Annotated in this window: 20 protein-coding genes; 12 read left to right on the top strand and 8 right to left on the bottom strand. The window is 35.0% G+C overall.

The window, feature by feature from the left end:
• Positions 1 to 61: 61 nt before the first annotated feature.
• The 9 genes from LUU93_RS19205 (at position 62) to LUU93_RS19165 (ending at position 7,066) form a co-directional block, all read left to right on the top strand.
• Positions 62 to 721, top strand: coding sequence for a response regulator transcription factor (locus LUU93_RS19205; protein WP_232682769.1), 660 nt, complete (start codon positions 62 to 64; stop codon positions 719 to 721).
• A gap of 98 nt (positions 722 to 819) precedes the next feature.
• Positions 820 to 2,325 carry an MFS transporter gene (locus LUU93_RS19200; RefSeq protein WP_232682767.1) on the top strand — a complete coding sequence of 502 codons (1,506 nt, stop codon included), beginning with the start codon at positions 820 to 822 and terminating at the stop codon, positions 2,323 to 2,325.
• Between the two features lie 77 nt (positions 2,326 to 2,402).
• The gene (locus LUU93_RS19195; RefSeq protein WP_232682766.1) at positions 2,403 to 3,671 is read left to right on the top strand and encodes an alginate export family protein; all 1,269 of its coding nucleotides are present in this window, start codon (positions 2,403 to 2,405) and stop codon (positions 3,669 to 3,671) included.
• Positions 3,672 to 3,810: 139 nt separating this feature from the next.
• Positions 3,811 to 4,176, top strand: a complete 366-nt coding sequence (locus tag LUU93_RS19190; RefSeq protein ID WP_232682765.1) for a hypothetical protein — start codon at positions 3,811 to 3,813, stop codon at positions 4,174 to 4,176.
• 139 nt (positions 4,177 to 4,315) lie between these two features.
• Complete coding sequence (locus LUU93_RS19185; protein ID WP_232682764.1) at positions 4,316 to 5,020, top strand: hypothetical protein; 705 nt, start codon at positions 4,316 to 4,318, stop codon at positions 5,018 to 5,020.
• A gap of 29 nt (positions 5,021 to 5,049) precedes the next feature.
• Positions 5,050 to 5,763: an endonuclease/exonuclease/phosphatase family protein gene (locus LUU93_RS19180; protein WP_232682763.1), complete on the top strand. Its 714-nt coding sequence runs from the start codon at positions 5,050 to 5,052 to the stop codon at positions 5,761 to 5,763.
• A gap of 3 nt (positions 5,764 to 5,766) precedes the next feature.
• Entirely contained in the window at positions 5,767 to 6,387 is a 621-nt protein-coding gene (locus LUU93_RS19175) for a class I SAM-dependent methyltransferase (protein ID WP_232682762.1), read from the top strand.
• Positions 6,388 to 6,509: 122 nt separating this feature from the next.
• Positions 6,510 to 6,749 (top strand): hypothetical protein, encoded by a 240-nt coding sequence (locus LUU93_RS19170; protein ID WP_232682761.1) that lies wholly within the window; start codon positions 6,510 to 6,512, stop codon positions 6,747 to 6,749.
• Entirely contained in the window at positions 6,749 to 7,066 is a 318-nt protein-coding gene (locus LUU93_RS19165) for a type II toxin-antitoxin system RelE/ParE family toxin (RefSeq protein ID WP_232682760.1), read from the top strand. The genes LUU93_RS19170 and LUU93_RS19165 overlap by 1 nt, the downstream gene beginning before the upstream one ends.
• Positions 7,067 to 7,116: 50 nt before the next feature.
• Here LUU93_RS19165 and LUU93_RS19160 read toward each other — a convergent pair whose 3' ends face one another.
• From LUU93_RS19160 to LUU93_RS19140, 5 genes are all read right to left on the bottom strand, one after another.
• Positions 7,117 to 7,923, bottom strand: a complete 807-nt coding sequence (locus LUU93_RS19160) for an ABC transporter ATP-binding protein (protein ID WP_232682758.1) — start codon at positions 7,921 to 7,923, stop codon at positions 7,117 to 7,119.
• 114 nt (positions 7,924 to 8,037) lie between these two features.
• Positions 8,038 to 8,925, bottom strand: coding sequence for a nitrate ABC transporter permease (gene ntrB, locus LUU93_RS19155; RefSeq protein WP_232682757.1), 888 nt, complete (start codon positions 8,923 to 8,925; stop codon positions 8,038 to 8,040).
• Between the two features lie 24 nt (positions 8,926 to 8,949).
• Complete coding sequence (locus tag LUU93_RS19150; protein ID WP_232682756.1) at positions 8,950 to 10,179, bottom strand: CmpA/NrtA family ABC transporter substrate-binding protein; 1,230 nt, start codon at positions 10,177 to 10,179, stop codon at positions 8,950 to 8,952.
• Positions 10,180 to 10,207: 28 nt separating this feature from the next.
• Positions 10,208 to 11,647, bottom strand: coding sequence for an alginate export family protein (locus LUU93_RS19145; RefSeq protein WP_232682755.1), 1,440 nt, complete (start codon positions 11,645 to 11,647; stop codon positions 10,208 to 10,210).
• A 381-nt stretch (positions 11,648 to 12,028) separates the two neighbouring features.
• On the bottom strand, positions 12,029 to 12,733 hold the full coding sequence (locus LUU93_RS19140) for a Crp/Fnr family transcriptional regulator (RefSeq protein WP_232682754.1): 705 nt from the start codon (positions 12,731 to 12,733) through the stop codon (positions 12,029 to 12,031).
• Positions 12,734 to 12,910: 177 nt separating this feature from the next.
• On the opposite strand from LUU93_RS19140, the gene LUU93_RS19135 reads away from it, so the two are divergent.
• Together LUU93_RS19135 and LUU93_RS19130 are read left to right on the top strand one after the other, a co-directional pair.
• On the top strand, positions 12,911 to 16,429 hold the full coding sequence (locus LUU93_RS19135) for a nitrate reductase (RefSeq protein ID WP_232682753.1): 3,519 nt from the start codon (positions 12,911 to 12,913) through the stop codon (positions 16,427 to 16,429).
• Between the two features lie 110 nt (positions 16,430 to 16,539).
• On the top strand, positions 16,540 to 17,982 hold the full coding sequence (locus LUU93_RS19130) for a rubredoxin (RefSeq protein WP_232682752.1): 1,443 nt from the start codon (positions 16,540 to 16,542) through the stop codon (positions 17,980 to 17,982).
• An 11-nt stretch (positions 17,983 to 17,993) separates the two neighbouring features.
• Here the strand turns inward: LUU93_RS19130 and LUU93_RS21740 are convergent, their stop codons facing one another.
• Positions 17,994 to 18,122, bottom strand: coding sequence for a hypothetical protein (locus LUU93_RS21740; RefSeq protein ID WP_255669558.1), 129 nt, complete (start codon positions 18,120 to 18,122; stop codon positions 17,994 to 17,996).
• 295 nt (positions 18,123 to 18,417) lie between these two features.
• Between LUU93_RS21740 and LUU93_RS19125 the strand changes: the two genes are divergently transcribed.
• Entirely contained in the window at positions 18,418 to 19,056 is a 639-nt protein-coding gene (locus tag LUU93_RS19125; protein ID WP_232682751.1) for a hypothetical protein, read from the top strand.
• 214 nt (positions 19,057 to 19,270) lie between these two features.
• Here the strand turns inward: LUU93_RS19125 and moaA are convergent, their stop codons facing one another.
• Both moaA and moaCB read right to left on the bottom strand, forming a co-directional pair.
• Positions 19,271 to 20,278, bottom strand: a complete 1,008-nt coding sequence (moaA, locus tag LUU93_RS19120) for a GTP 3',8-cyclase MoaA (RefSeq protein WP_232682750.1) — start codon at positions 20,276 to 20,278, stop codon at positions 19,271 to 19,273.
• Entirely contained in the window at positions 20,265 to 21,179 is a 915-nt protein-coding gene (gene moaCB, locus LUU93_RS19115) for a bifunctional molybdenum cofactor biosynthesis protein MoaC/MoaB (protein ID WP_232682749.1), read from the bottom strand. The genes moaA and moaCB overlap by 14 nt, the downstream gene beginning before the upstream one ends.
• Positions 21,180 to 21,181: the final 2 nt, after the last annotated feature.

Here is a 21,181-nt window from a genome sequence, read left to right as displayed (position 1 = left end):
ATATTAGCGTCTTCTTTATAGATGAATATACGTAAAAATCCAGAATAAAATTAAGTAAACTATGAGTAATATCATTCGTGTAGTGCTGGCAGATGACCATGTTTTTGTTAGAGACGGAATCAAATCCCTATTAGAAAACGAAGCAAACATTGAGGTTGTAGGTGAAGCAATTGATGGTGCTGATGCTCTTGACGTAGTGGCAGAAAGCAAACCCGATTTACTTATTGCTGATATTCGTATGCCAAATCTAACCGGCATCGAACTAGTAGAAAAACTTAGAAGCGAAAATAATAGCATAAAAATCATCATGCTTTCGATGCACGAATCCGAAGAATACGTATTGAAATCCATAAAAGCCGGCGCCGATGGTTACTTATTAAAAGGTTCCAGCAAGGAAGAATTCTTAAAAGCACTTCATACCGTTGCTGCGGGCGGAAAATATTTTAGTGGAGATATTTCTTCTATCTTAATTGGTCAATTGACAAACCCTTCTAATTCATTAGAACCTAAACAAAGCTTAGGCGACGAAATGATGATTACAAAAAGAGAGAAAGAAATCCTGACACTCTTATTATCCGGAAAAGGAAACAAAGAAATTGCCGAAGCACTTGATATTAGTAAACGAACTGCCGAAGTACATCGTTTCAACCTGATGAAAAAACTGAAAGTAAAAAACCTAATGGAACTTTCTAACAAAGCAGCAGAATATTCTTTAATTTAAAAAATACGTATAAATACGTAATTATTTTTCAAAAACTGCGTTTTCGCATCTTTTTACTAAGTTATAGTACTTATTTTTACAAAAAAAATATAAGTGCTATGAAAAATACAAGCTCATTATCGCAATCACACAAGATATTATTCTTAAACACACTGGCATTTACTGTGTGTTTTGCCTGCTGGACTTTAAACGGGGTTTTAGTAACCTTTCTGGTTGATAACGGAATTTTTCACTGGAGCGTTGTTCAGGTAGGATGGCTTCTTGGTATTCCAATTCTAACAGGATCTATTATGCGTCTTCCTATAGGAATCCTGACAGATAAATTTGGAGGAAAATACGTTTTTTCACTTTTACTGCTTCTCAGTTCGATTCCGTTGTTTCTCCTTCCCTATGCCGACAGCTTTTTTATGTTTGCCTTACTAAGCTTTTTCTTCGGAATGGTAGGAACTAGTTTTGCAGTCGGAATTGGTTATACATCTATTTGGTATCCAAAAGAATGGCAGGGACGCGCTCTGGGAATTTTCGGAATGGGAAATGCCGGCGCAGCTATTACAACATTTTTAGCTCCTTCACTATTAAATCATTTTTCAATTAATGATCCGCAAAACGGCTGGAAAATACTTCCTGTTATTTATGCAGTTTCTTTAGTCGTAATTGGAATCGCTTTTTTGATTTTCACTGAAAATAAAAAAGCACAAAGCAATACTAAAACTATTTCTCAAATGCTGGTTCCGTTAAAATCGACACGAGTTTGGCGTTTTGGAGCCTATTACTTTTTAGTTTTTGGCTGTTTTGTAGCCTATTCACAATGGTTATTGCCAAATTTCATGAACGTTTATCAAACCAGTTTAGTTATGGGCGGTTTGTTTGCTACTATGTTCAGTCTTCCTTCTGGTGTAATTAGAGCCTTTGGAGGTTATTTATCGGATAAATTTGGTGCACGAAAAGTGATGTATTGGGTATTAGGCTCATCGGTAATTTTAAGTGCTTTATTAGCTGTCCCGAAAATGGAAATTACAACTGCTGGACCAGGAGTTTTGGCAACCAAAAAAGGAACTATTACAGCTGTTACCAACGACAATATTAAGATTGGTGAAACAGATTTTGCGGTCGCACAAAAAAAAGAAAATAATACTGAAAATGCTATTTTTCCAACTTCTACGTCATGGCAGCAAGTTGTAGTTGCAGAAAACCAAAGTGTAAAGAAAAAAGAACTTCTGGCTAAAGGAATTACAGTTATTAAGTTTGATGCCAATATGTGGGTATTCCTTGTTTTGGTAATCCTAATTGGAATTTCATGGGGAATTGGAAAAGCTGCAGTCTACAAACATATCCCGGAATATTTCCCAAATGAAGTTGGTGTTGTTGGCGGAATGGTTGGAATGATTGGAGGCTTGGGCGGTTTCTTTGGGCCTATTATCTTTGGGTATTTATTAACTGCAACCGGAATCTGGTCAAGTTCATGGATTTTTATTCTGCTTTTTTCAATCGGATGTTTGGTCTGGATGCACTATGCAATTACCAAAAGCGCCAGCAAAAAACAACCTGTACCAGTAAAAACAATTGAAAAGCAACAGCTTGTACCTGTAAACCAATTAAATTGAAAAATAATGACTTTTATCATTCATAAAGGCTTAATTTTCTTATAATTTTACGGTATCAAAATAAAGATACCAGTTTTATGAAAAAAATAAAATTAATTGCTCTGTTACTTTTTGGTACTGGCGCGGCTCTGCAAGCACAAGAATTAGACGTAAATTTACAAATAAGACCTCGTTTTGAATACCGAAACGGATATAAACAACTTCTGCCGGAAGGCCAGAAGGGGACGTCACAAATCTCGCAGCGTTCTCGTTTAAATTTCAATTATAAACAAGAAGATTTAACTGTAAAATTAACTCTGCAAAACACCAGAACCTGGGGAGATGTTGTTCCTGCAGCTACCGCAGATAAAAATGGAGTAGCTGTTTTTGAAGCCTGGGCGCAATATAATTTTACTGAAAAATGGAGTGCCAGAATGGGACGCCAGGTACTTTCTTATGATAATCAGCGTATTTTAGGAGAACAAGATTGGGGACAACAGGCACAAAGCCATGATGCACTTACAATTTCGTATCAAACCGAAAAACAAAAATTAGATTTCGGGGGAGCTTATAACTCAACTGCCGAAAATGTGGTTCAGACACCTTATACTGTTGCCAGTTATAAAACTCTACAATATGTGTGGTATCACAATCAATTTAACGAAGCTTTTGGTTTGAGTTTCTTATTACTAAATACTGGTTACGAATATGCTCCTGATCCTGCCCCTTCTACCAAACTATTGGTAGATTACAAACAAACTTTTGGACCTTATCTAACTTATAAAAAAGGTAAAATTGATACTAATTTTTGGGCATACGGACAAACTGGGAAAAGCACAGATTTGCAAGTGAGCGCGTGGAATGCAGCGGCCAATTTTGGATACCAAATAACAGAATCTTTTAAAGCTGGTTTAGGATATGAATTCCTTTCAGGAAAAGATACAAATGACGCAAGTACTGTTATTAAATCGTTCAACCCAATTTTTGGTACCAACCACGGTTTTAACGGTTATATGGATTATTTTTATGTTGGAAATTACTTAAACAGTGTAGGTTTACAAGATGCATTTATCAAATTAAATTACAATGTAAACAAATGGCAGTTTGCTTTGATTCCGCACGTATTCCTATCAGCTGCTGATGTTGTTACACCTGCAAATGAAAAACTTGAATCATATTTAGGAACTGAGATTGACGCAACTTTTGGATATAACTTCAAAAAAGACATTACAGTTTCAGGAGGTTACTCTCAAATGTTTGGTTCTAAAACTTTGGAATTTGTTAAAGGCGGAGATGCCAGCCATACCAACAATTGGGCTTGGTTAATGATTTCTGTAAATCCAAGAATTTTTAGCTGGAAAAAATAATTTTTCTTCAAAATCAACTTATATATTTTACCCTTTTCCTATTTCGGAAAAGGGTATTTTTTTTATTTACAAAAAACTTAGTATATCTCGTTTAATTATTTATATTTGAATCGATTACGAACCCCAAATTCTATCCCCAATGAAACAATTTCTAAAATTATCAATGTTAACTTTTATTGCAGCTCAAACAGGCATCGCTCAAAAATATAATGATGCCTTAATTTCAAAAAACTCAGAAATAAACTTTGCAAAAACACCAAAAAGAGGAATTAAAAAAGACAACATTATTTATTATGTTGAAAATGACCTGCAAACAATATCTGCCTACAAAAGAAGCAAATTGAAATGGCAGACCAATGTAATTTCTGTTTGCGGAAAACCAAAAAAAGGAGAACCTGAAATAAGATATGTAGGATATAATGCAGACAAACTGCTTATCGTTATCGGAAAACATAATTTTGTAGAAATTGACATTAATAGTGGCGAAACAAAATTTGTTGGTTAAGATTAAAAAATACAAAGCTATTTAATCTAATTTTCTAAAATATACATTTTTAATTTACCCTTTTTCAGTTTTGGAAAAGGGTATTTTTTTTGGTTTTCCTTAAACTTTTTTTTGCTTTTTAAATTGCTATATTTGATATATGAAGAAACTTTTAAACTTAGCATTGCTAATAGTAATTATCCTTTTTTCTAGTTGTGAAAAGAAAATCACAGATTTAGAATTTGAGAAAAATGTAATGACTGAAATTTTTCCAAGTTTAATCGATTCAACATGCATAGATATAAGACTCTTTACAAATTTCCCACCCAAATATGGAGAATCAATATATGATAAAACAGGTCATTATATTGGAGTTGATAGTACAAAAGCTACGGAAGAACAAAAGCGAAAATTACTAGAATGGAAAATCAATACAGAAAAAATTAAAAAAGATACTTCGAAAATTATTGTTGCTTTTGATCCATTACTAAAAGATAACAGTCAAGATCTAAGAGAAGATTTCCAAAAACACTTTAAAAACGCTAAAATTTATATATCAAAAGAAAAAAAAGAAAGTGAATACGTTTTTGATTTTAAAAACATAAAACTCAACAATAAATTTGAACTCAGAAATATTTCTCAATTTCCAAAAGAAAGAGGTCTGATTTGGTTAGCCAAATACGATTTTGTTTTTTCCGGAGCAGTTTTCTTTTCCAGAATACAATTTGACAAGGATAAAAAATTTGGAATTTTAGATGATGGCTTTGCTTGTGGTGACCGTTGCGGACAAGGATTTAGAATTTATATTAAAAAAGTCAATAATAAATGGATTATTGATGAAGTTGAAGAAACCTGGGTTGCTTAGTCTTTTTCTATTTTTAAATTTTCCAATAAATGAAAATCATAGCCTGGAATTGCAACATGGCATTCAGAAAAAAAGCAGAATTCATCCTAGCCCATAATCCTGATATTGCCGTAATTTCGGAGTGTGAAAGTCCTGAAAAATTAAAATTTCCTGCTAATTCAAAGCTGCCAAACGACATTCTTTGGTACGGTACAAATCCGCATAAAGGACTTGGTGTTTTCTCTTATAGCGATTATCGATTTCAATTATTGGATTGCCATAATCCAAATTTTAAAAATATTCTTCCAATAGCCGTTACTCAAGGAAAAATCGATTTTACTTTATTTGCAATCTGGGCAAACAATCCTGAAGATAAAGACGGACAATATATTACCCAGGTTTGGAAAGCGATTAACTATTATGAAGATCTTATTAAAGAAACCAAAACCATTTTAATTGGAGATTTCAACAGCAATACTATTTGGGACAAACCACGACGAGAAGGAAATCATACAACGGTTGTAAACAAACTGGGAGACAAAAATATTTTTAGTACTTATCATAAATATTTTAATCAAATTCAGGGCAAAGAAGAACATCCAACTTTATACCTTTATAGACATGAGAACAAACCGTATCATCTGGATTACTGTTTTGCTTCAAATGATTTTATTGAAACTCTTGAAAGTGTTCAAATAGGAACATATCAAGACTGGACTACGCTCAGTGACCACAAACCCTTAATAATTAAATTCAATATATAAACCATGAACAACTGGACTCAGCGATGGGACGACCGCTACAGCAGTGAAGAATTTGCTTACGGCGAAGAACCCAACAATTACTTAAGAGATCAACTGGAAAAGCTAAATCCCGGTACTATACTTTTTCCTGCTGAAGGCGAAGGAAGAAATGCCGTTTTTGCCGCAAAATCGGGCTGGAAAGTTTCCGCTTTTGATATTAGTGAAGAAGGAAAAAACAAAGCTTTAAAACTTGCTGATGCTAATAATGTTTCAATTGATTATCAGGTTGGCGAATTAGAAACTCTGGATTTTCAACAAGAACAATTTGATACGATTGCTTTAATTTACGCTCATTTTCCGGCAGAAATTAAATCGGCTATTCATAGACAGCTTGATAAATTATTACGTAAAAATGGTATTATTATTTTTGAAGCTTTCAGCAAAAAACATTTAGAATATCTTGCCATAAACGAAAAAGTGGGCGGACCAAAAGACATTGAATCTCTATTTTCAATTGAAGAAATTAAAGCGGATTTCCCAGATTATGAAATCATCGAATTAGAAGAAAAGGAAATCGAACTCAACGAAGGTTTATTTCATAACGGAACAGGTTCTGTAATTCGATTTATTGGGAAAAAGAAATAAAAAACTCAATTTGACTTATTTTTCTAGTCGAACTATAATTCTACTAAACAGTATTTTAAAAATACAATCAAAAAAATATTCATATCCAAGATAATTCGTAAATTTGGAAAAATACTAATGAGATGGATTTACAGACTAGAAAAATAGAATTTGTACAGGAGTTTCTAAAAATTCAAAGTGAAGAAGTAATTTCTCAGCTTGAAAATTTATTAAAAAGCAGAAACAAAAAAAATGAAGATGAAAGTGATTTTTTGAGTCCATTTTCTATTGAAGAATTTAATAACAGAATTGATCAATCAGAAGATGATTTTAAAAAAGGAAAATATAAAACAACTTCACAACTTCTAGAAAAATATAAGTAATGAAATTGAAAGTTATATGGTCTGAATTTGCAGAAAATGAAATTGATAAAATCTATAACTATTATCTTGAAAAAGCGGGAATTAAAGTTGCTAAAAAAATCATTAAAGAAATCATTTCTGAACCCAAAAAACTTATAAATAATACATTTTCAGCACAAGTTGAAGATCTTTTATTAGACAGAGAAAATAGATACTTATATCTAACTTGTAACAATTACAAGATCATTTATTGTATTGACGATGATAAAAAGTTGATAAAAATTTCAGACGTTTTTGATACCAGACAAAATCCTGTAAAGATTAAACGAACAAAATAACAGAGACGCACAGCAGTGCGTCTCAACAGAACATCTCAATTAAATTCTAATTAATTTTTATACTTCATTCCCATATCTTCAATAGAAAATTTGTCTGTCAATAAATGCAGCAATTTATCTCTTAAAGCAATATACTCAGGCATTTTTACAATTTCGATTTTATTTCTTGGTCTAGGCAGATGCACTTCAACAATTTCTCTTATGGTTGATGCCGGACCATTATTCAAAACTACAATTCGATCAGATAAAAACAACGCTTCTTCAATATCATGCGTAATCATTACAATTGTTTTTTCTCTATTGTCCAGGTTCCATAATTTCAAGACTTCCAATTGCATCGATCCTTTTGTTAAGGCATCTAAAGCTCCAAAAGGCTCATCCAAAAGCAATACGCCCGGATTGATTGCAAAAGCCCTCGCAATAGCAACACGTTGTTTCATTCCGCCCGAAAGCTGTCCCGGCAGTTTATCTTTATGTTCGAATAAATTCACCCTTTTAAGATTCTGAATCACGATCTCATGTTTTTCTTTTTTGGAACATTTCATAACCGAATCGACAGCCTGAAAGATATTCTCCTCTACTGTTAACCAAGGTAAAAGCGAGTAGTTCTGAAAAACGATTCCGCGATCCGGTCCCGGTCCTTTTATTTTTTGACTGGCCAGCTCAACAGAACCTCCAGTTGGCGTAAGCATGCCTCCAATAGCATTCATAATAGTCGATTTTCCACAGCCCGAATGTCCTATAATCGAAATGATTTCTCCTTTTTGAATAGATAAATTAATATCGTGAACGGCAATGTATTTACCTTTTGGAGTTGGAAATGATATCTCTAAATTTTTGATTTCTAAATAACTCATAATGTTGGATTTTAGATTTTAGATTGTTGATTTTAGATTTCTGAGAGTTTCAGGTTTCAAGTTTCAGGCGGCCTACCTTTGTCCCTTTGCAACTTTGAACCTTTGCACCTCTGATTAAGCTTTGTAAGCCACTTTATTTTCGATGAAAGTGAAAAATTTATCAAATAATAAACCAACTATTCCAATAATGATTATAGCAGAAATTACTTTTTCTAAACTTAAGGCATTCCAGCTGTCCCACACAAAAAATCCTATTCCGGCACCGCCGGAAAGCATTTCTCCGGCAACAATTACAAGCCACGCCACGCTGATACTCAAACGCAGTCCGGTAATGATATGAGGCAAACTATACGGAATCAATATTTTGGTGAGGTAACGCATCTTAGAAAAACCGAATGCTTTTGCTACATTTTTATGATCCTGAGGAATTGAAGCAATTCCAAAAGAAGTATTGATTAAAGTGGACCATAAGGATGTAATGAAAACGATAAAAATCGCTGCCAAACCGGTATCTTTAAAAACGACCAATCCAATAGGAAACCATGCCAAAGGCGAAACCGGTTTTAAAAGCTGTACAATTGGGTACATAATTTGTTTGCAAATCGTACTCGCTCCCATTAAAATCCCAATTGGGATTGCAACTAAAGAACCTAATAAAAAGCCCAGCAAAACGGTTTTTATTGAATTGAATAACTGCAGTCCTATTCCTTTATCATTGGGTCCGTAATCATAAAACGGATCGCTTAACATTTCTTTTAAAACTGTAAAGGTGGCCAAAGGTCCAGGAAGTGCCTCTTTAGTATAATAACTTAATAAACTCCAAAAACCAATAAACAAAGCAATTCCGATTCCTGCCAAAGCTGTTGATTTTAGTTTAATGGAAATTGAATTTAAAATCAATTTCCATTTTTCATTTTTTCCGGCATCAATTGCGGTGTTTTCCATCAAAACTTCTGTTTGATCCGCAATATCGTTTAGCGTTAAAGTATCTTTATTAGACATGATATTCTGATTTAAATTTGAAAATTATTTTTTAGCCGCTTTTAAATAAGCCTCCGGGTTTGAAGGATCAAAAACCGTTTTATCCATCGTTAGCGAGAAAGGTTTCATATCATCATTTGGTACTTTTACTTTCAGGCTTTTGGCTACTTCTTCGTATAAATCCTGCAAAATCAATTTATCGGCAATTGCTTTGTAATTTGGAGCTTCTTTCAAATACCCAAATCGAACATATTGTGCCATTGCCCAAATCGCGTATGATTTTCTAGGGTAATTAACCAAGCCGCTTTTGTAAAACAGCATATAATCTTTAGTGTAAACTTCTGTTCCCTGATTACAGCCTAAATCATAATTTCCCATTAATCTATTTTCAATAACATCTGCAGGAGCATTTACATAAGGTGCTTTCCCTATTATCGCAGCAGCTTTTTTACGATTCGCCGGATTGTCCAGCCAGATACAAGCTTCCAGAACCGCTTTCATCACTTTTACAAGATCAGTTCTGCGTTTTTCACTAAATTCCTTATTAACAACCAAAGCTTTTTCAGGATGATCTTTCCAGATGTCTTGTGAAGCCACTTGTGTAAAACCAATTCCCTGTTTTACTGCAACACCACCCCAAGGCTCTCCAACGCAATAACCATCCATATTTCCAACTTTCATGTTTGCCACCATTTGCGGCGGCGGAATCGTAATAATTTTAGATGTTTTTTGATTTACACCAGCAATAGCCATCCAGTTTCTTAGCCATAAATCGTGCGTTCCTCCGGGAAAAGTCATGGCAAAAGTCACTTCTTTTTCTGCCTTAAGTTTGGCCGCCACAACAGGCGCAATTTTATTCATTTGTTTAAAACCTACTTTTCCGCAAAAATCATTCGAAAGTGTTATAGCCTGACCGTTAACATTCAACATCATGGCGATTTTCATTTCAGAACCTGCTTTCCCTCCTACCCCGGTATAAACCGAAAACGGCATTGTATATAGACAGTGCGCTCCGTCTAATTCACCAGTTAAAATTTTGTCACGAACATTGGCCCATGAAGATTCTTTGGTCACCACTACTTCAACTCCATATTTTTTAAACAACCCTAATTCTTTAGCCATTACAATTGGAGAACAATCTGTTAACGGAATAAATCCAAGTTTTACAGGATCATTTTGAGCTGTAACTTCTGTAAAAGAAACGGCTAAAACGAGTATTAAAGTCAGTATTATTCTTTTGAAAACTTCTATTGTATTTATCTGTATATTTTTCATTTTTACAAAATTTAAAAGTTGTTGATTATTATTTTTTAGCTAAAAAATTAGGTTTGATATTTAGCATTACATAAGCAAACTGTGGATTTAAATCGGCGTTGGCAACATTTTTAACCGCTGCAGAAGCCATAGAATTGGTGGCTTTCATAAAAGAATATCCTGCTTCGATATTTATAATTTTGGTTAGGTTGTATTTTACTAGCAGATCAAGTTCGGTTCCTAAATAAGAATTTAGTTTTCCACCAGCACCATTAGACAAAGTGTTTCCCGACTCAAAACCGTGAATATCCAATCCGAGACTTAAATTGTCTTTGGCATTATATTTTATTTTGAAGAAGTAATTCAGTAAACCTTGTTTTCCAAAACCGTTTGCAGCATAAAAATAATCCATGCTTCCCCAAAATTTATGAGGCGTTCCGTAAAGTGGGTCAAAGCGATTGTCTTTTGAATCGGCCGTAACTGTTTTTGTTCCGTCATCTCCAGATAAAAAGTCAACTCCGGGACCAATAAACAATTTCCTTCCTACTTGTAATGTTGACGTAATCGAGAACAAATTGGCGTTTAGTGATCGTCCATCTTTATTTTTTCCGCCTTGATAATAATAGCTTCCTGTTAAATTTAATTTTCGGGTTACATTGGTATTGAAGTAAATTCCTGTTGTATTTCGGCTCCAAACTCCTGTTCCGTTTACTTTTGTAGTAACTGGAGGTGTTCCGGCAGTCGTTAAAGTGTATTTGTTGAAATCATCTTTGAAAAATAAAAAGGACAAGTCACCAAAGAAGAATTTTCTCCCCACATAAGCATATTGAAACGACTTATACATCGTGCCAATTCCGTTGGTTCCAGCACCATAAGCCGGATTTGTACCATTGTAAATTGTTCCTGTATTATTTTCTTTATTCTGATTAAAAGCAGCCCCAACATCAACAGTCCAGCCTTTATTGGCAAATTTAAAGACAATCGCATCGTGACGTCTTCCTTGTTGCAGCCAATCTAAACTTCCCAAGACTTTTTGATCGTCATAAGCAATTTCCTGACGTCCTGCTTTTATAGACAGATTCTGAATTGTACTTACAGTGTCGTTCAAAAAAATCTCTGCCCAGGCTTCGTGCAATAAAATTCCGTTATTTGCTTCTGTCGTTGTCCTGTTGATAGAGGAAGCATCTTGTCCCCAAACACGAACATCTTGCAAAGCGGTAAAAATTTTAAATCTATATCCAGAATATCCGGCATTTAATCTTGTTCTCTGACTTGTAAATAAAGCAGCTTTATCACCTTCTTGCTGCAAAGTTCCTTGCCCGGCGCGCATTTCAACACGTTCTCTTAACTGACCTGTAAGTGTAAATTGTGCTTTTGCTTCATAGTTTCCCAACAACATAAGTACAAACCCCAGTAGAATAGATTTCGAAAGTTTTGATAAAAATTTAGTGTTGTGTGTTTTTAATATAGGATTGGTTAATTTGCTCATAATAATTATGTTTTTGATTTGTATGAAGCAAATTTATATACGTACTAATACTTAAGTACAATGCTTATACCATATCAAAACATTTTTTTTAACCCCAAAAAAGCGCTTGAAAATCAATTTGTTTTCTGCGTTTTCGCATGATGTTGGTGTCAGGTCCTTTAAAACAAGAGATCTCTGGAATTACGTAATTTAACTTAATTAGATAATGAGAGAATTTGATAATTGTTGGAATGGTGAAAAAGATGCAAGATGCAAGATGAGAGATGCAAGATGAGAGATGCAAGATAAGAGATGAATGGAGAATGTGATTGCAATGGTTATTTAGCGAACCTGAAACTTGAAACCTGAAACTTGAAACTTGAAACTTGAAATCTAAAACCCCTAAAAATACTTATGTTCTATTATCTCTGACTGAAGTTTAGGAATAGCAAGAATACCAATTCTTTTGCCGACTGTTTTGATAAGTTCTTCTTTTTTAAGACTTGAGAGAACGCGAATAACCTGTTCTTCAGTAGTTCCGGCGAAGTCTGCTATTTCTTTTCTTGAAAGTTCAATTTCAATTAAGCCGTTTATTTGACCGAATTTTCGGTGAATGTATAAAAGTAAATCGATAACACGCTCACGTACATTCATATGAGCGATTTTACGGATATTGTTTTCGCTTTTATTAAGTTCATCGGCATAAAACAACATTAAGGCATAAGTAAATTCAGGAACATTTTGAAGGATTTCCATCATGGTTTCATTGCTGAAATTACACAAAACCGTATCTTCTAAAGCATAAGCTCCAATAAGATAGCGTTTGCTGGTCCCGAAACCACGAAAACCAACTGTGTCTCCATTTTTAGTAAGACGAACGATTTGTTCACGGCCGTTAATTCCGGTTTTAACCGTTTTTACTTTTCCTTTACAAATAAAATAAAGTCCTTGAATTGGAGCACCTTCGATAATAAACTGCTGCGATTTTTTGCAAACAAAACTATGCTTCTTTTGAACATATTGTTTCATTTGTTCCAGATGCAGATGTTTTTTAATAAAACAGTTCTCGTTTTCGCAGGTATAACAAATGGCTTGCTCGTCTTTCATGAGTCCTAAATTTTAACCGATTTAAAAACTAATTTGTTGTTCCTCATTTATTTTCATCAAAAATAGAAAAAAAAATTCAAAAAAATAAGTATTTATACGTAAAAATACTTATTTTTGTATAAGTGATTTATCTAAATCTCTGCAGATTCAAAAAATAGTATCTAAAAAAGAACTGTAATGCAAAATACCAAAATCAAAACTACCTGTTCGTATTGCGGCGTTGGCTGCGGTATAATCGTAACCAACGATGCCAAAAACGGCGTGATGGTAGAAGGTGACAAAGATCATCCGGTCAATAAAGGAATGTTATGTTCTAAAGGAATGAATCTGCATTATGTAGTAAACGATACTTCAGATAGAATTTTATATCCGGAAATGCGCGGCAGTAAATCGTATCCGCTCGAGCGTGTGAGCTGGGATACGGCTCTCGATAGAGCTGCAGCTGTTTTTACTTCAATTATAAAAAAACATGGTCCTGACAGCGTTGGATTTTACATTTCGGGACAATGTTTAACCGAAGAATATTATCTGGTAAATAAATTGGTAAAAGGTTTTTTAAAGACCAATAATATCGATACCAATTCCAGACTTTGCATGAGTTCTGCCGTTGTGGGATATAAAAAAACCTTTGGAGAAGATTCTGTACCAATTGCTTATGATGATATTGAACTTGCCGATACACTTTTAATTACCGGCGCAAATCCCGCTTGGTGCCATCCTATTTTATTTAGAAGAATTGAAAAACATAAAGAGAAAAATCCGAAAACAAAAATAATCGTAATCGATCCAAGGCGAACTGATACAGCCGCTTTTGCCGATATACATTTACAGATTATTCCCGGATCAGACATTATTTTATACCATGCAATCGCCAAACGCATTATCGAAAAAGGCTATGTAGACCACGATTTCGTTAAAAACAATGCCGAGAATTTCAAACAATACAAAGATTTGGTTCTAAGTACTTCGCTTGAAAAAGCATCTAAACTATGCGGTATTCCGGTAAACGATATTAAGCTGGCTGCTGATACCATCGGAAAAGCAAAAGGTTTCCTTTCGTTTTGGGCAATGGGTTTAAACCAAAGTGCTGTTGGGGTTGACAAGAATACTGCTTTACTGAATCTCTCTTTATTAACCGGGCAAATAGGAAAACCCGGCTCCGGGCCTTTTTCTTTAACCGGACAGCCAAACGCAATGGGCGGGCGTGAAGTTGGAGGCATGGCTACACTTTTAGCAGCGCACAAAGACATTGCCAATCCCGTGCATCGCAAAGAAGTAGCAGATTTTTGGGGCGTTGACGAACTTTCAGATAAACCTGGTTTAACAGCAACAGAAATGTTTGATGCACTGGAATCAGGTAAAATGAAAGCTGTTTGGATTATCTGCACCAATCCGTTAGTAAGTTTACCTGATTCCCGTCGTATCGAAAAAGCATTACAAAATGCCAAATTCGTAGTCGTTCAGGATATTTCGCACAACGCCGATACAGCAAAATTTGCCGATTTATTACTGCCTGCTGCCGGATGGCTGGAAAAGGAAGGAACGATGACTAACTCAGAACGCCGTATTTCTTATCTACCAAAAGGAATTAATCCGCCTGGAGAAGCACTTCCGGATGCCGAAATCTTAATTCGCTTTGCTAAAAAAATGAATTTCAATGGTTTTGATTTTAATAGTACCGAGGAAATTTACAAAGAACATTGTGCCCTTACCAAAGGCACAAACATCGATATTTCATATTTAAATTATCATCGTTTAAAAACCGAAGGGACTTTTCAATGGCCCGTTCCAGATTATGGACATCAGGGAACTCCCCGTTTATTTACCGATAAAAAATTCTATACACCGTCGCAAAAAGCCATTTTCAATTTACCGGCAGCAATTGAAAATACATCAGAACAGCCAACGCCGCAATTCCCGTTTATTTTAACAACCGGAAGAGTTCGCGACCAATGGCATACGATGACCAAAACCGGAAAAGTATCACGATTAATGACACACACCCCAAGTCCGGTTTTAGAAATAAATCCTATCGATGCTTTCAAAAACAATATTAAAAACGGCGATATTGTAATTGTTTCGAGTAAAAATGGAGAAGTTCGGGTAAAAGCAAAAGTAACCGACTCTGTCAAAGAAAAGGTAGTTTTCCTGCCGATGCATTGGGGAAAACAACTCGAAAATGATTTAAACCGAACCAACAATTTAACCAATACTGTTGTTGATCCGGTTTCAAAAGAACCCGATTTTAAATTCACTACTGTTTCGATTACGAAATATGTAAAACCTTTTCAGAAAATTGCAATTGTGGGTGCCGGTGCGGCTTCATTCCGATTTATTCAAAACTACCGGGAATTCAATACAACCGATGAAATTATTGTTTTTTCGAATGAAATAAACCCGTTTTACAACCGCGTTTTACTACCGGAATATATGACGGGCGAATTCAGCTGGGAACAGCTTTTAAAAGTAAAAGACGGCGAAGCTTTAAACAAGCTCAACATTACTATGAAAGCCGGCGTTGCGATTGATAAAATAGATACAGCCAGCAAAATTATAAAAGACAGTTTAGGCGAAACGCATACTTTCGATTCCTTAATTCTGGCAACCGGAAGCCGTCCTTTTATTCCAGAAAATGCACAGCTTCATCTTCCTGGCCGTTTTACCGTAAGACGCAAAGAAGATGCAGATCGCTTGAAAAAACATTTAGACAGTACCAATCTTCCAGCCGAAGAGCAGCATGTTGTTATTATTGGAGGAGGTTTGCTAGGATTAGAATTGGCAGCTGCTTTAAAACATAAAAAAGTAAAAACAACCATAATTCAAAGAGCTTCCCGTTTAATGGAACGTCAGCTGGATTTAATTTCCAGTAAATTATTGGCCGAAGAGGTTCAGCTTCGTGATATTCAGATTTATTTTGATAATGAAGTCAGCACCGTTTTTGAAACCGATAATCCAAACGAAATTGAAATTGCACTGAAAAGCGGCAGGATCATTACCGCAAATGCAATTGTATATACTATCGGAACAATTCCAAACATAGAAATTGCCCGAGAAAGCGGTCTTTCCTGCGGACGCGGCGTAAAAGTAAATCAGTATCTCCAAACCTCAAATCCAGATATTTTTGCTATTGGAGAAATCGCCGAATTCAACAATAAACTATTCGGAATCACCTCTGCCGCTGAAGAACAAGCTGATATTCTGGCCAACTTTTTAGCAGGCGATATCAGCAGTTATTACAAAGGTTCGGTCTTAATGAATATTTTAAAACTCGAAGATTTAAATCTTTGCAGTATCGGCGATATTGAAATCCCGGAAAACGACGATTCATTTGAAGAAATTGTTTTTGCCGATTTGAAAAAACGTTATTACAAAAAATGCATCGTAAAGGATGATTTGCTTGTCGGAGCCATCTTAATGGGTGATAAAAGCGAGTTCGCCGAATTCAAAACGATGATCGAAAGCAAAATCGAATTATCAGACAAACGAAATTTACTTCTTCGTGGAAGTTCAACCGCAAAACCGGTTTTAGGAAAATTAGTCTGCTCCTGCAGTCAGGTTGGAGCCGGAAACATCGAAGAAACGATTAAAAGCGGTGTCAGCAATTTCACCGATTTATGTAAGAACACAGGCGCCGGCTTAGGCTGCGGAAGCTGTAAAACAGAAGTTAAAGAGATATTAGCGAAGTGTAAAGTTTAGTGGTCAGTGTTCAGAGTTTTAGTGATCAGTAAAAAACTGAATACGAAACCCGAACACTAAACACTGCAAACTGAACACTAAAAATTCTGAACACTGAACACTACAAAAAAATGGAATTGACAAGATTAATAGTAAAAGGAGGCGTTATTTCGCCGGGAGAGTTGAGAGAAGTTGTTAATATGGCAATGGATCAGGGTTTGGAATCTATTTCATTTGGCTCCAGACAGGATATTATTTTCCCGAAAGATTTTAAATCTTTGGATAAAAACGCTTTAGGAAAACATCATTTTGTTTATCCCGATCAAAAAAGTGGAAATAATATTGTTTCGTCTTATGTTTCGACTGATATTTTTAGAAATACAAATTGGCTTACCGGAAATAAATTCCTATATATATTGGAGCTTTTTAAAGAACAGCCAAAACTTAAAGTCAATATAAACGATCCGAAACAACAGCTGGTACCGTTGTTTACGGGACATTTAAACTTCATTGCTTCAGAACACGAAGATTATTGGTATTTATACATTCGTTTACCAAAATGGGAACGTATGGAAGTTTATCCCGTTCTGATTTACAGCTGGGATATTGCCAAATTCTATTACGAAATCGAAAAAATTACCGCCGAAGAATCTATCGGAATTGACTTGATTTTTAATTTGGTCAGCGAAGCTTTAGACACCAATAACAGAACAATTGACAAGCCTTTAAATATTCCGTTTTATCCGTTTCCTTATTATGAAGGAATGAATAGAATGGGAATCGATCAATACTGGCTTGGTCTTTATTGGCGAAATAACTTGTACGATCTTGATTTCCTGAAAGAAATGTGCGATTTATGTTTCGATTGTAAAATTGGGAAAATCTGTATTACGCCCTGGAAATCATTCATCATAAAAGGAATTCCAAAAGACCGAAAACTAGAATGGGAAAAATTCCTAGGCAAAAGAGGGATCAACGTGCGTCATTCTCTCTTAGAACTTAACTGGCATCTGCCTGTTGCAATGGAATGGGCTTTAAGTTTAAAAACTTTTTTAGTTCGAACGCTCGATCAATTTGATATTAGTACTTATGGTCTAACATTTGGATTATCAGAGTATAATCGCGACGGACATTATTTTACTTCAATTGTTGTTGAAAAAAACGAACTTCCAGCAGCTTTAGAATCAATTAAAATCCGTGATACTTATAATGTTTTGTTTGCGAAGAATTTCGACCCAAATACACGTGAATATATCGTTCATTCACAAGACATTGACAAACTTGAACTGCCAACTATTCTAATCGAATTAAGCCGAAAATATTTCGACGAACTCGGAAATACAGCGACAGAGACTACAGAAAACCAGCAGAAAAAAGAAAAACCACAGCAGGATATTTACCAATGCCAGGAATGCCTGACACTTTATAAATCAGAATACGGAGATGAAAGTCAAGGTATTCCAAAAGGTATTTTGTTTACAGATTTAGGCGAAAATTATTGCTGTTCCTTATGCGGAGCACCAAAAAGCAATTTCAAAATTCTGGACACGAGCGATAGCGAACTGACGAAGTAAATTGCAGAGAATTAAACATTTACCATAATAAAATTATTAGGGGCTAATCTCATTGTCCTTCTAAATCCTTTGTGCCAGTCCTGATAGCTATTCGGACTGACACAAAGGATTTTCTCTTCCATCGGGGTTATGGCAATCATTTTTTAAAAGAAATATCAGTAAAATGCATTTTACAGCCCGCCTTTTACATCTCACTTTTTACAATATTTCACATTTATACAGCAATTTCTTCTATTTTTTCATGTAGAATTGTTAAGAGATTTGAAGTTTAAATTTTATTAAAAAAACTAAACATTTCACTTTCAAATACTTAATGTTAAATTTTAACAAAAAACTTAACATTGGGAAACTTGTTTTATAGTTATCTTTACTTAACCATAAATTAACAATTTGATTACATTGTTATTAATAATCCTCATTTAAAAGCACATTTATATGGAAAACAAGAACGAAGAAATTACCCCAGAGAAAATTGATTCACCTACAACTGAAAATATTCAGCCAGCAGCAGAAAATGTAAAGGCTGTAAATGCAACACCAGTAAAAGCACCAGTTCGTAAAGCTGCTCCAGTTAAAACTACTGCAACGGCTAAACCTGCTGCAACAGCTGTAAAACCAGCAACTGCAACAAAAGCCCCGGCAGCATCTGTTACAAAAACAGCAGCAACTACACCAAAACCGGCGGTACGAAGAACTCCTGCTAAAAAAGTACTAACTCCAGCTATTAAACCCGAAGCAGTAAAAACAGTGGTTACAGAAACTGCTGTTACTAATGTAAAAAAAGAAAGCACAAATGAAGTAGTTAAAACTGAAGAAGCTGCTAAAAATAAATCTGACAAAAAAGAAAAGAAAGTGAAAGACAAAGAAAAGGACAAAGCGAAAAAGCAATTAGCTAAGAAAAAAGAGAAAGCTAAAAAAGACAAACAGAAAGAAAAAGCTAAAAAAGCAAAACTAAAAGCCGCAGCTAAGAAAAAAGAAAAAGCGAAAAAAGCTAAAGATAAAGCAAAAGCAAAAAAAATTGCAAAGAAGAAAGCGAAGTCTCAAAAAAAGGCAAAAGCTAAAAAGAAAAAATAATATCAAAGAAAGGTTTGACTTTAAAAGTTGAACCTTTTTTTGTTTTAACGCACAGTTTTGTCATTTCGACGAAGGAGAAATCGCACTAGAAGCTCCGCAAAGTGAAGAGCAAATCTTTGTCGATTTACGAGTGCGATTTCTCCTTCGTCGAAATGACAAGATTATGTGAAAAAAGGCTTCGACTTCGCTCAGCCTGACAATTAATAATTAACTCCTAACCCCCAATCGCAATCATACTACGATTGTCAAAATGTTTTTTCGGATCGTCCATTTCATCCATCGTAACCATTCCGGCACGGACTTTCTTTTTATTTTGAACAGATTGAGAAATCAAATTTGTAATTGATTCGCCATTTCTATAAGGCGTTAAAAGATCTGTTTCAGAATTGGAAAAAAGGCAGTTTTTTATTTTTCCATCGGCGGTTAAACGAATTCGGTTGCAGCTGTCACAAAACGGATTTGTAATCGAACTTATGATTCCGAAATCGCCTTGAAAACCTTTTATTTTATAATTTCTTGAAGTGAAGTTTTTTTCGTCTTCCAGTTTTAGAATTTCATCTTCTGCAAAAGTATCTCCAACCAAAGATAAAATCTCATTTTGAGAAACCATTTTGCTCCTGTCCCACTCGTTTCCGGCAAAAGGCATAAACTCAATAAACCTTACCGAAATAGGTAGAAACTGCGTTAGTTTAACGAAATCAACAATTTCGTTGTCGTTAAAACCTTTCATTAAAACTACATTTACTTTAACCTGAAAATCATTATTCAAAAGCAAATGCAGATTATCTACAACCTTCTCAAACTGATTTCTGAGCGTTATAGAATGAAATTTAGACGAAACCAAAGTATCTAAACTCAAATTGATTTTTTTGACTTTAAACTGTTTTAAAACATCTATATGACGATCTATTAAAATCCCGTTTGTAGTTATCGAAAGTGAAATATTTAAATCAGCTAATTTTGCGATTATCTCCGGAAAATCTTTTCGTAAAAGCGGTTCTCCACCCGTTAATCTTATTTTGTCAACACCATTTTGTACAAAAGTCTGGGCGATACCAAAAATCTCTTCAGCCGTCATTAAACTGGCTTTAGGGGAAAGCGCAATTCCGTCCGCCGGCATGCAGTACGTACAACGCAGGTTGCATTTTTCCAGCAGCGAAATACGCAGATAGTTGTGTCTGCGCCCAAAAACATCCGTCAAAATTGTGTTAGAGGCTGTCATGATTTTTTCCTTTTAAAATATGAAAGACGTGCATTACATGCGGAAAAACAGCGTCCATCGATTCTCTCGCTCCGTTTGTTGAGCCTGGCAGAGCCAAAACTAAACTTTTGCCCAAAGTTCCGGCTACAGTTCTTGAAAGCATTGCGTATGGCATTCTCTGCTGTCCGTAATCGCGAATTGCTTCTTCGATTCCCGGAATTCTGCTTTCTAAAATTGGTGATAAAGCTTCCGGCGTAACATCTCTTGGAGATAATCCCGTTCCGCCCGTAAAAATCACCAATTGATTATCTTTCGCGTAAGCTTTTGTTCTTTCCTGAATAATATCCAATTCATCAGGGATAATTTCATAATGAGAAGTTTCAACTCCGTAAGAATCTAATTTTTCCACAATAATTTTTCCAGATCTATCTTCTTTAGCTCCTGCAAAAATGGAATCAGAACAAACAAAAACCGCTGCTTTTATCGCATACGGAAATTTATTTTTAAAAGAAGATTTCCCGCCTTCTTTATTAATCAATTTGATGGTCGAAATTTCGATTTCTTTATCAATTGGTTTCAGCATATCGTACATTGTCAATGCGACAATCGACGCACCGTGCATGGCTTCAACCTCAACTCCGGTTTTATAAACGGTTTTTACATTGAAGATAATCTGAATTTGCAATCCTTCTATTTTATATTCAACCGATGTAAATTCAATTGGAAGCGGGTGACAATCCGGAATCGATAAATGCGTATTTTTTACTGCAAATAATCCAGCCGTTTTTGCCATTTCGAGCACATTTCCTTTCGGAACCAAATTGTTTACTACAGCATCAATTGTTTCTTGTCTGCTGACTTTTACAATTGCCGTTGCGGTTGCTTTTCTTAATGTACTTATTTTATGCGTAATATCTACCATTC

The sequence above is a fragment of the Flavobacterium soyae genome (assembly GCF_021245985.1).
In the GTDB taxonomy this organism is placed as follows: domain Bacteria; phylum Bacteroidota; class Bacteroidia; order Flavobacteriales; family Flavobacteriaceae; genus Flavobacterium; species Flavobacterium soyae.
Note: the sequence above shows the minus strand (reverse complement) of the source record. Positions and strands in the feature narration are given on the sequence as shown.